Genomic DNA, 12600 nt, shown 5'->3' with positions numbered 1-12600 from the left:
AGAGGGGAGATATTAATGATTAATATTAAGGTTCCAGGAAAACTTATGATAGCTGGGGAGTATGCTGTACTGGAGAAGAATCAAAAGTGCATAGTTGCTGCAGTAAACAGGTATGTAGAGGGAAGTATTGAACCTAGCATTAAAAATCAATTGTTTCTCCCTGATCTTAAACTTGAAGATATTTTTTTTGAAATTAAAGATGGGAATGTAGAATTTAGTATAGAAGATTTTAGGTTAAGTTTTTTAAAAAACTCAATCTCTATAGTTGTTAGGTTTTTAAAAGAAAACTCAATTGAGCTTATTCCATTTAAGTTATCAATAAAAAGTCAGCTGGATGATGCCTCATCTGGTAAAAAATATGGACTTGGATCTAGTGCAGCAATTGTAGTAGCAACTGTTTCATCCATATTAGCACTACATAATAAAGATGAGCTTCTTAAGCCTCATACAATCTTTAAGCTTTCTGCTATTGCTCATTTAAAGACCCAAGGAAATGGGTCAGGTGCAGATATAGCAGCTGGAGTTTATGGAGGATGGCTTGAATATTCAGCATTTGACTCAAAGTGGTTATTAAATGAGCTGGAGAATTCAGATAAAATTAAAGATATTCTAGAGAAGCCTTGGAGAAATCTAATTATTAAAAAATTAACTCCTCCTTCGGGATTAAAACTAGTAGTAGGATGGACTAAAGAAACAGCTTCAACCTCCCCTATGATACGAAAGGCAGAAAGCTTTAAAAAAGAAAATCCTCATATATATAAGGAGTTTTTAAAAGGAAGTTCTATTGCTGTAGATAATCTAATCAAAGCTTTTAATGATAATAGTTTTGAAGATAGCATTAGTTCTCTTTCAGAAAATAGAAAAGCCTTAAAAAGTTTTGGAGAAGTAGCTGGTATTCAAATAGAAACAAAAAAGCTAACTGCTTTATGTTCTATTGGAGAAAGATATGGAAGTGCTAAATCCTCAGGAGCAGGTGGAGGAGATTGCGGCATAGCATTTTTAAAAGGAGATTATAAAAAGCAGGAACTATATAAGGAATGGGAGAAAGCTGATATTGAAGCCTTAAATTTAGAAATATCAGAAGCTGGTGTATCATTTAAAATCCTTACTTGATATTTAGTCTGATTATTAGTAGATTAATATAAGATAGAATTTTAGGGGGAGAGTTATGAATAAAGAAATTTTTCAAGGTCTAGAAGGAAATAAGATATATTTTGCACCTGTGAAAATAGAAGACGTGAAAGCAATACATAAATATGCTTCAGATGAAGATGTTTCACGTTTTATTGGATGGAAACTTATGAATAGTGAAGAGGAGACCTATAGGTTTGTTGAAGAAATCATAAGAAGAGTTAATAATGGAACACATCTTTATGCATCCATTTTTACTAAAGAAGGAAAAGAACTTATTGGAACAGTCATGATTTTTGGTTTTAATGAGGAAGATAAACATGCTGAAATTGGATATGTTTTAGATAAGGATCATTGGAGAAAAGGATATGGAGCGGAAACTATAAAACTAGTAAATGAGTATGTTTCTAAGCATCTTGATTTACATAGACTTAATGCTTTTGTAGTTGATGTAAATATTGGTTCAGCTAAGGCTTTAGAAAAAAACGGATTTATACTTGAAGGAAAATCAAAGGATTTTTATCTTATAGATGGTAAGTATTATGATTCTTTAATTTATGGTAAGATTTTTAACTAAAACTTATAGTTTGTTTGATAAAGTTACAGAAGCTTTTCTTAAAATGAAAAAATTTAATATTAAGAAATTGAAAAAAGAATATAAACCTTAATAAATAAAATATCTAGTAGAGCCCTTGGGTTCTACTAGATATTTTTATATGTCAATCGTTTGACATATATTCTATGAAAATGTATACTTTTTATATAAGATGACCTTTATATAAGGAGGGGTATGATGTTTAACTTTAATGAAAAAATAGATTTTAAAGATAAAGAAAATGATATTTTAACCATAGGAGAAATCTTAGTTGATATGATATCTTCTGACTACTGTGAGGACTTTGAGTGCGATAGTTATAATAAGTTTTTTGGAGGTTCACCAGCTAATATTGCCATGAACTGTAAAAGACTAGGTATTAACTCTCTTATTGCATCAGCTGTTGGAGATGATGGACTTGGAAGATTTTTAACTAATCATTTAAAAAATGCTGATATTAATACAGAGTTTATTCAAAAAGTTGACTATTCTACTAGTATGGTTTTAGTTACAAAAAGCAAAACAAGTCCAATTCCTATATTTTATAGAGAAGCAGATTATCATCTTGATTATAATAAATCCTTAGAGAAAGCATTAAAAAATTCTAAAATAGTCCATTTTTCTTGTTGGCCTATTTCTAAAAAGCCATCACGTTTAACTGTTGAAAAAATTCTAGAAGAAGCTAGAAAAAATGAAGTTTTAGTTTGTTTTGATCCTAACTATCATCCAATGATATGGGAAAAAGGTGAAGATGGAATAGAATATATTAAATCCATAATAGGTAAGGTTGACATTATAAAACCTTCAGAAGATGATGCTGAAAGGTTATTTGGAAAAGACAGCTATGAAAATCAAATCAAGAAGTTTTTAAAGCTTGGAGCAAAACTTGTAATAATGACTTTAGGAGCCGAAGGAGCACTTATTTCAAATGGAAATGAAACTATTAAGCTTGATACTATAGCAAAGGATATAGTAGATACTACGGGTGCTGGAGATGCTTTTTGGTCTGGATTTTATTCTGGGATTGTAAAAGGGTATAACATAAGAGAAGCTTTAGATTTAGGGCTTGGGGTTAGTGCATATAAACTTAAGTTTACTGGCGCTGTAGTTGAGCTTCCTGTATTAGAGGAAATAAAAAAGCTTTATAACTTATAATATTTTAGGAGGAAATAAGAATGGCAGTTAAAAACAAAGTACAACTTATTACTTATCCAGATTCATTAGGTGGGGATTTAAAAAAACTAAATAAGGTATTATTAAAATATTTCCCTGATACTTTTAAAGGTGGAATTCACATTTTACCTCCCTTCCCATCCTCAGGAGATAGAGGGTTTGCACCCTTAACTTATCTAGAGATAGAACCTAGCTTTGGAACATGGGAAGATGTAAAGGCTATAGGAGAAAAATTTGATATATTAGTGGATTTAATGGTTAATCATATTTCTAGACAATCTTCCTACTTTCAGCACTTTTTAACAAATGGAAGAGAATCAGAGCATGCTGACTTATTTATAACCTTAGATAAGTTATGGAAAGATGGAGAGCCTATTAAAGAAGATATAAACAAAATGTTTTTAAGAAGAGAAGTGCCTTATTCAACATTTAAAATAGAAAAAACTGGTGAAGAAGAGAAAGTATGGACGACCTTTGGGAAAACAACTCCTTCAGAGCAGATAGATTTGGATATAAATTCACCTAAAGTTAAAAAGCTATTTGAAGATTTTTTTGTAAACTTTAGCAGAAATGGCGTAAAAATAGTAAGGTTAGATGCTATAGGGTATGTCATTAAAAAGTTAGGTACCAGTTGCTTTTTTGTAGAACCAGGGATATATGAATTTCTTAATTGGATTAAAGAATTAGCAGATTCTTTAGATATTGAACTACTTCCAGAAGTTCATTCTCATTATTCTATTCAATATAAATTAGCAGATAAGGGTTTTTGGATATATGATTTCATTTTGCCTTATATGATTTTAGATACACTTGTAAATAAGTCTAGTAAAAAACTTTGTGAATATCTAAAGGTACGTCCAAAGAAACAATTTACTATGCTTGACTGTCATGATGGAATACCAGTTAAACCTGACATGGATGGACTTATAGATACAAAAGAAGCTAAAGAACTTGTTGATGTATGTTTAGAAAGAGGATCCAATTTAAGCCTTATTTTATCAGATGAACACAAAGATGAAGATGGTTTTGATGTTCACCAAATAAGATGTACCTATTACTCTGTTTTAGATTGTAACGATGATGATTATTTGGCAGCTAGAGCTATTCAATTTTTTACTCCAGGAATTCCTCAGGTTTATTATGTGGGGCTTTTAGCAGGAGAAAATGATGTTGAGGCAGTACAAAGAACTGGAGAAGGTCGTGAAATTAATCGTCACAACTTTACCTTAGAGGAAATAGATAAAGCTACTAATAAAGATGTTGTAAAAAGACTTTTAAAACTTATAAACTTTAGGAATGATTATGAGGCTTTTAATGGAGAATTTAAGGTTTTAGATTCTTCAAAAAAAGAGGTTAAGCTTAATTGGGAAAAAGGAGATAAATATTGCACATTATTTATAGACCTTAAAAACAATAAGACTATAATAGATTATGTAGATGACCAGGGCAAGGAAGCAGAATATATAGTTTAAAGAAGGGAATTATTATGGCAACTATAAAAGATGTAGCAAAGATAGCAGAGGTAACAGTAACAACAGTTTCAAGGGTCTTAAATAACAGAGGATATATAAGTGAAGCTACAAGAAATAAGGTATATGAAGCCATGAGAGAACTTAATTATCAACCAAATGAAGTGGCGCGTTCTTTACTAAAGAAAAAATCCAATATCATTGGCTTAATAGTACCTAATGTTGCTCATCCATTTTTTGGAGAGTTAACTAATTATATAGAGTATTATGCTTATAAGGAAAACTATAAGGTACTTATATGCAACTCATATGAAGAGAAGGAAAAAGAAAAAGATTATATAGAAATGCTTAAAAGAAATCAGGTAGATGGAGTTATAATAGGAAGTCATACCCTAGATCCATCAGAGTATTTAAGTTCAAAATTACCTATTGTAGCTATAGATAGAGATTTTTCTATGGATATACCCTTTGTAACCTCTGACAATTATAGAGGTGGAGTACTTGCAACCAATCTTTTAATTGATAAAGGATGTAGAAAAATAGCTCATATAAGTGGTCCATTAAAACTAAGTACACCAGCTAATAGAAGGTATGAGGCTTTTATGGATGTAGTAAAGGAAAGAGGAGTTAGCTACGTAGTTATGGAGGAAAAACTTGATATAGTTGAGAATTATAAAAAACTTGCATACAAGCTTTTTAAAGAACATCCAGATATTGATGGAGTATTTGCAAGTAGTGATATGATAGCTGCATCCCTAATTCAAGTTGGTAATGAGCTTAACAAAAAAATACCTGAGGATATCAAAATTGTAGGTTATGACGACATTAATATAGCATCTTTAATAGTTCCACCTTTAACTACGATAAAACAGCCAATAGAGGATATTGGAAAGCTTCTTATAAAGGTATTAATAAATAAAATTGAAAATAGAGAAGTAGAACTTGAAAATATTGTACCTATAACTTTAGTTGAAAGAAAAACAACTTAATAATAATTTAAACAAATAAACCTCACATTTATATAATGTATGAGGTTTATTTTAGTGTAAGCTAATAAATTTCATAAAATGTTTCATTTAGGTAATGAAAGTTGTACTTATATGTCTATAATTTGAATATTAAATTATAGGATAAAAATTAGATAGGTGGTAAATATGTATTTATCAAAACCAGAAGTTTTTAGTGTTCCAATAAGGTATATTAATTTTGATATATTAGGTTTAGAGAAAAATGATATAAAAAGAGCTAGACATCATGTATTTATAGGAGTTATTTTGCCTAATCAAAGAGAGTCTAGATGGGTTAGAGATAAAGAGGCAATGGAGAGAGAAGCAAGACTTAGAGAAGTTAATATAAAAATAGAATATAATGATTTTAATATAGAAAAGCAGAGAATTGCTGTAGAGAAGCTTATGTCTGAAGGGGTAAATGCGTTGATTATTACGTCTATAGATCATGGTGATGAAGCATCATTAGTTAATAAAGCTAAAGAATCTGGTATTAAGGTTATATCTTATGACTTATTAATAAAAAATTCAGAGGTAGATGTGTATATAAGTTTTAATATAGTTAGAGTAGGGGAATTTCAAGGAAGATATTTAACTAAAAATGTACCTAAAGGTAATTATATACTTCTATCAGGAGAACCAAGTGAAGGACTACTTAGAGAGGGAGCTATGACTTATATTCAGCCGCTTATTTTTATGAGAGAAATTCGAGTTGTTACAGATCAAGTAGTAAAGGGCTGGGATCCAGATAATGCCTTTAAAATAGTTGAGGAGGCCTTGGTTAAAAGCGGTAATAGGGTTGATGCTATATTATCACCAAATGATGCAATAGCTGGGGCTTCAATTAAGGCATTAGAAAATCAAGGACTAGCTGGAAAAGTTGCAGTTACTGGGCAAGATGCCGATTTAGCTGCAATCCAAAGAATAATTCAAGGGACCCAAAGCATGACTGTATTAAAAGATTCAAGAGAACTCGGGAAGGTAGCTATAGAAACAGCTATAAAATTGGTTGAAGGAAAATATATAGATTATAATGCTATTAAAAATAACGGGAAAAAAGATGTACCATCTATATTAATTGAACCAATAGCTATAGATAAATCTAATTTGTACACTACTTTTAAAGAAACTGAATATTATAAGGATGGATTTTAACAAATAAAAAAGTATGATGTAGTAAACATAAAATATTTCTAATAAGTGAATATACCTACCTTATGTTGAATAATATTGAAAAGACAGAAATTTAGTATTAAGGTAAGGTGAATACATGAGAACTAAAGGTTATAGGACTATAATAAACATATTTTTAATACCAATAGGATTACTTATTATTTTTTGTGTATTTATACTTTTTAGTGGTTCAAGCAATAAGGAAATATCAGATTCCACTAGAAAAGAAATTCTTAAAAAAGCTGAGGAAATGGCAAATGTAAAATGGACTCCTAAATATGATTTAAATGACAAAAGTGCAAAGTTTACTTTCTCTAAAGGAAAAACTTATACTGGAATACCTTATAGTATGGATGTTTATCAAGCAACTTCAGCTAAAGAGTTTTTAAAAAAGATAAAAAATAGCAGTGAGTTATATGGTAATGACTGCTCGGGCTATGTAAGTGCAACTTGGGGAATAAGTAGACAAACTACATTAACCTTGTATAATGCAGTAGAGAAAAAGGAAAAAATAGATGGAAGATATATTAAAAAAATTTCATGGGATGATATTAAACCAGCTGATGCCCTTCTTTTAGATGATGGTAAAGGAAAAGGTCACGTAATACTATATGTTGAAACTAATAAGGAAAATAAAGATGAACTCATAATATATGAACAAAATGTAGTTATAAATACACCTAATGGATCTGTTCCAGTAGCAAGAAAAGATGTACGCTCTAAGAAAGCTCTAATTAAAGATGGTTATATTCCCATAAGATTAATGAAAAAATAAAATTAAGTTTTGTATAAGAAACTATTCAAGCGACTTTTGAATGGTTTCTTTTTTTTGTTTGATTATTAGGCAAATAATTACATTTAATCATTGACAGTATAAAGACATAGGGTTACTATTTAGTTGATAATAATTTTCAATTAGCTGTGATATTAGTTTATTATTATTAAAGGGAGGATAAATATGTATGATAAAATGTGTACTTATGTTGAAGTTATAGATAAGAAAGATAGTATTAAAGAAAGTACTATTGAAAATATACTTAATTCAGATAGTTATGATTATTTTTATGAAGTACCTAAGAATTTGGGGAGAGGATATTTTTCCTCAATTATTCCTAATGAAAGTATGAAGATAACTATTGGCGATTTCACTTTTAATGAAAACATTATTTTTAATGAAATTGCCAAGGTTAATTGTTTATTTTTATCTTTTTGCGTTTCTGATTTTTTTGAGTGGAAAAATATAAATAGTAAAGATAGCTTTATATTAGAAAAAGATCAGTGTTTTATACATAATAGCTATGAATTTATTACAAAAAGCCAAATGAATGCAGGGGAAAGATATATGGGGCTTGGAATGGGAATAGATGAAAAGAGATTTAGAAATATAATAGATGAACATTTTACTAAAGAATTTATTTCAGATTTTTCTGTAGGAAAACTAAGTAAGATATCTATGTCACTCAAGAGTAAATTAATTCTTAAAGATATTTTAGCGTGCAACTACTCAGGAAGCTTAAAAACTTTGTATATAGAAGGAAAAATTCTTGAGTTATTAACTACTATTGCTAATGACTTAAAGGATAACAGTGTAATTCAGAAAATAGAAGGAAACATTAGTAGAGAAGATCTCCAAAATATAACTAAAATAAAGGATATAATAGATAGTAATTATGTTGAACCTTTAACTATCAATGAACTTTCAAAGTTAGCCTTTATAAGCCAAACAAAACTTAAAAATAATTTCAAGAAAGTATTTGGGAAAAATATATATGAATACGTTGTTGAAAAGAGAATGGATAAAGCTAGAGAGTTATTAGATAAATCAGAAGTTAAGGTTAAAGAAGCAGCGAGTATGGTTGGGTACAGTAACATAGGTTACTTTAGCAGGAGTTTTAAAGAACGATATGGGTTTAGTCCAAGTGAATATTCTAAATCAAGAACAAAGTAACAAATAGTATGTCTTTAAGAGCTAGTTAAATGTCTTTTAGAAGTAGATAAAAATAAAGAATTTTAGCTATTATAAGTTGTGTAAGGAAAAGTGTCCTAGTTAAATAGGATATTTTTTTTAGTTATAAAGCGATAATGATTATCAATAATAAGGAGGTATAAATTTTTATAAAAATTTTAAAATTGAAAAGAGGGATAAATGTGGAGAAAAATATAAAACATAAAACTGGTGTAGCAAGACTTATGGAACTTGCTACTACTAAAAAACCTTTAATGATTAGCTCGGTCATACTTTCAGCTTTAGCATCAATAGCTTCTTTTGTTCCATATATAGCCATTTATTATATCATAGGCGAAATAATGGGGAGTTATCCAAATTTCAATAGTTTGGATGTAGAAAAAACATTAAACTTTGGATGGATAGCTTTTGGAGGAATAATATTAAATATTTTATTGTATTTTGGTGCTTTAGTGTGTTCTCATCTTGCGGCATTTGGAACACTTTATGAATTAAAAGTAAATTTTGCATCTCATTTAGCAAAACTTCCATTAGGGTTTCATTTGACCATTGGCAGTGGAAAGATGCGTAAAATAATGGATGAAAATATTGAAAAAATAGAAGGGTTTATAGCCCACCAGCTTCCTGATATAGTAGCAGCCTTTGTAGCTCCTATAATTATGCTTATAATTCTTCTTGGAGTTGACTGGAGATTTGGACTAGCAGCTTTAGTTGGTATAGTTATAGCTTTTATGCTTGAATTTAAAGCCTATGGAAATGAAGGCGCAAAAGCTATGATGAAAAACTATCAGATGTCTCTAGAAGATATGAACAACGCATCAGTAGAATATATTCGTGGTATTTCAGTTGTTAAGGCCTTTAAGCAGACAGTATATTCTTTTAGAAGACTCCATGAGACTATCAAAAGGTATACTAGTTTTGTAATTCCATATACCTTAAGCTGGGAAAACTATATGTCAGGCTTTACTACAATAGTAAATAACATATACTTATTCTTAATTCCTGTAGGGATATTCATTGGTAGTAAAACTAATGACTATGAATCTTTCTCCATAACTTTTATATTTTATCTTATTTTTGTTCCATCAATATCTTCCGTAATGATGAAAATAATGTATGTATCAAGTAATGGTATGCAGATTATAGGGGGAGTAGAGAGAATGGATGGAATACTTAATAAAGAAGTATTAAAAGATAAAGATAGCTTAGAAAAGCCAAAAGATTATTCTATTTCCTTTAATAATGTTTCTTTTTCATATGATGAAGATAATGAGACTTCAGCACTAAAAGATTTATCCTTTAAGGCTATTCAGGGAGAAGTAACTGCTATAGTTGGACCTTCTGGAGGAGGCAAAAGTACAATTGCTCATTTAATTCCTCGTTTTTATGATGTAACTGAAGGAAGTATAGAAATCGGAGGAGTAGATATACGCAATATTAGTCTTTCTCATTTAATGGACATGGTTAGTTTTGTGTTTCAAGATGTGTTTCTATTTAAGCAAAGTATAATGGATAACATAAGAATAGGAAATCAAAATGCATCAGATAAAGAGGTTATTGAAGCAGCTAAAGCTGCTCAATGTCATGAGTTTATAATGAAACTTCCAAATGGTTATAATACTGTAATTGGAACAAAAGGAGTTCATCTATCAGGAGGGGAAAGACAGCGTATAGTAATAGCAAGGGCTATCGTTAAAAATGCACCTATAATAGTACTAGATGAGGCTACAGCTTTTTCTGATCCAGAAAATGAATACTTGATTCAAAAAGCTTTTGAAAAATTAATTCAAAATAAAACAGTTATAATAATAGCACATCGCTTATCAACAATAAGGAGTGCAAATAGAATATTAGTTATGCAAAAAGGGAGTTTAGTTGAAGAAGGTACACATGACAACCTTATTCGGGAAAAAGGCAAATACCATGATATGTGGGAAATGTATACAAAATCTCTTGATTGGAAAATAGGTACTAAAGGGGGGGAAGTAAATGTTTAAATTAAAAGAAGTCTTATTTCTAAGTGATAAAGGATATTCAGATTTAAGGAAGGCAATTTTAGCCTGTACCATAACAAACTTTTCTCTTATGCTACCTTTTGGAATAACAATAGAGATATTTAAAGAACTTTTAAAACCACTTATGAAAGAGGAGATATCTTGGGAAAAGATGTGGATGCTTTTGGGGGCTGGAATAGTAGCTGCAATTTTAGTTTTTCTTGCAAATAAAAATGATTATAAGAAAACCTATGTAACTTCTTATAATGAAGCAGAGGCAACACGTATAAGTATAGCCGAACATATAAGAAAACTTCCAATGAGCTTTTTTAATTCGAAGGATTTATCAGAGCTTACAACAAATATGATGGGGGATTGTGCAACGACTGAACATGTTCTTAGTCATATTATTCCTCAATTAATTTCAAATGGAATTTCTATATCAGTTATAACTATACTTCTTGGATTTTTTGATTGGAGATTAGCATTAACAGTTTTTTGTACTGTGCCAATAGCATTTTTCATTATCTTGGGTAGTAAAAAAATACAAAATAAGTTAAGTGGAAAACAAATAGAGGCTAAACTTAGAGCTTCTGACCAAGTACAAGAGTATTTAGAAGGGATTAAGGTAATTAAAGCTTGTGGTTTAGATGGAGAAAAGTTTGAGAAGCTTGATGACGCTCTTAAAAATATGAAAAAGATGGCTATTCAAATGGAGTTTGGAACTGGAATATTTGTTACAGGGGCACAAATTATTGTACAAGCTGGTGTGGGCCTTACAGTTTTTGTAGGTACTTATCTTTTAACAGGTGGAAAAATTGAATTAATTCCCTTACTTATGTTTTTCCTGATTGTTGTGAGAATATATGGTCCGGTACTTGTGGAATTAACACTCCTTCCAGAACTTTTGTATCTAAGATTATCAACAAAAAGAATGAGAACTTTAATTAACACACCTATTATGGAAGGAAGTACAGATATTGAATTAAGAAATTATAAGATTAATTTTGAAAATGTAACTTTCTCTTATAACGAAGTGAATTCTTTAGAAAAAGCAGTTATAAAAGATATTACCATGGCTATTCCAGCTGATGGTATAACAGCATTAGTAGGCCCGTCAGGTTCTGGTAAAAGTACTATATCAAAACTAATAGCTAGATTTTGGGATGTAAATAAAGGTGCAATAAAAATAGGCGGAGTTGATGTAAAAAGTCTTGATCCTGAGCATTTGATGAGTTACATGTCTTTTGTATTTCAAGATGTTGTACTTTTTAATGATAGTATATATAACAATATAAAAATTGGTAATATGGATGCTACAAGAGAAGAGATTATGGAAGCTGCTAAAGCTGCCTGTTGTGATGAATTTGTAGCTAACTTACCAAATGGTTATGACACTTTGCTTGGAGAAAATGGAAGCACTTTATCTGGAGGAGAAAGACAAAGAATATCTATAGCACGTGCATTACTTAAAAATGCACCAATTGTTCTTCTTGATGAGGCAACGGCCTCTTTAGATCCAGAAAATGAAGTCTTGATTCAACAGGCTATTTCAAGATTAATAAAAGGAAAAACTGTTATTGTAATTGCACATAGACTAAGAACTGTAGTTGGAGCTGATAAAATAATAGTTTTAGATAATGGTAGAGTCGTTGAAGAAGGTAATCACACTACTTTAATGAAAAATAAAGGATTGTATGAAAAACTTTATAACATCCAAAAGGAAAGCTTAGGCTGGAGTGTATAAAGTAAAAATAGATTAAATAGTAGCAGAGGATTTTTAATAAAATTCTCTGCTATTTTTGTCTAGAAAACCTCCGGCTATGCCGGTGGACAAAAAGGCTTTAGCTCTGAACAGAAAAAAACTCCTATGATAAAATGAAAGCGACTGACAATCGCAAAACAAATAAATCATAGGAGGTGTCGTATGGGTAACGACATAGAAAGCTTATCACACACAAAATGGAGGTGTCAATATCATATAGTATTTGCACCAAAATACAGGAGACAAATAATATATGGGAAGTATAAATCAGAGATAGGAAAAATATTAAGGGAAATATGTAAAAGAAATGGGGTAGAAATTATAGAA

The 12600-nt window shown here is 30.1% G+C and carries 11 protein-coding genes; all 11 read left to right on the top strand.

Annotated features, from left to right (window positions below; all coding sequences use genetic code 11):
- The first annotated feature begins 15 nt into the window (after positions 1-15).
- Entirely contained in the window at positions 16-1113 is a 1098-nt protein-coding gene (locus BUA92_RS11005) for a phosphomevalonate kinase (protein ID WP_073019517.1), read from the top strand.
- Between the two features lie 55 nt (positions 1114-1168).
- Positions 1169-1708, top strand: coding sequence for a GNAT family N-acetyltransferase (locus tag BUA92_RS11000; RefSeq protein ID WP_073019515.1), 540 nt, complete (start codon positions 1169-1171; stop codon positions 1706-1708).
- 216 nt (positions 1709-1924) lie between these two features.
- Complete coding sequence (locus BUA92_RS10995) at positions 1925-2881, top strand: carbohydrate kinase family protein (RefSeq protein WP_073019513.1); 957 nt, start codon at positions 1925-1927, stop codon at positions 2879-2881.
- A 20-nt stretch (positions 2882-2901) separates the two neighbouring features.
- Positions 2902-4371, top strand: a complete 1470-nt coding sequence (gene gtfA / locus BUA92_RS10990) for a sucrose phosphorylase (RefSeq protein WP_073019511.1) — start codon at positions 2902-2904, stop codon at positions 4369-4371.
- A gap of 14 nt (positions 4372-4385) precedes the next feature.
- On the top strand, positions 4386-5357 hold the full coding sequence (locus tag BUA92_RS10985) for a LacI family DNA-binding transcriptional regulator (RefSeq protein WP_073019509.1): 972 nt from the start codon (positions 4386-4388) through the stop codon (positions 5355-5357).
- A 165-nt stretch (positions 5358-5522) separates the two neighbouring features.
- Positions 5523-6530, top strand: a complete 1008-nt coding sequence (locus BUA92_RS10980) for a sugar ABC transporter substrate-binding protein (protein ID WP_073019507.1) — start codon at positions 5523-5525, stop codon at positions 6528-6530.
- A 115-nt stretch (positions 6531-6645) separates the two neighbouring features.
- Entirely contained in the window at positions 6646-7323 is a 678-nt protein-coding gene (locus tag BUA92_RS10975; protein ID WP_073019505.1) for an NlpC/P60 family protein, read from the top strand.
- Between the two features lie 183 nt (positions 7324-7506).
- Positions 7507-8496, top strand: coding sequence for a helix-turn-helix domain-containing protein (locus BUA92_RS10970; protein ID WP_073019503.1), 990 nt, complete (start codon positions 7507-7509; stop codon positions 8494-8496).
- Between the two features lie 242 nt (positions 8497-8738).
- Positions 8739-10511 carry an ABC transporter ATP-binding protein gene (locus BUA92_RS10965; RefSeq protein ID WP_073020049.1) on the top strand — a complete coding sequence of 591 codons (1773 nt, stop codon included), beginning with the start codon at positions 8739-8741 and terminating at the stop codon, positions 10509-10511.
- Positions 10504-12255, top strand: coding sequence for an ABC transporter ATP-binding protein (locus BUA92_RS10960; protein WP_073019501.1), 1752 nt, complete (start codon positions 10504-10506; stop codon positions 12253-12255). The genes BUA92_RS10965 and BUA92_RS10960 overlap by 8 nt, the downstream gene beginning before the upstream one ends.
- Positions 12256-12435: 180 nt before the next feature.
- Positions 12436-12600 (top strand): IS200/IS605 family transposase (gene tnpA, locus BUA92_RS10955; protein ID WP_139259336.1); only part of this gene is annotated, 165 nt, incomplete at its 3' end.

The sequence above is a fragment of the Clostridium intestinale DSM 6191 genome (assembly GCF_900130055.1).
GTDB classification, from domain to species: domain Bacteria; phylum Bacillota; class Clostridia; order Clostridiales; family Clostridiaceae; genus Clostridium_T; species Clostridium_T intestinale.
This window is presented reverse-complemented; position numbering and strand designations above follow the sequence as displayed.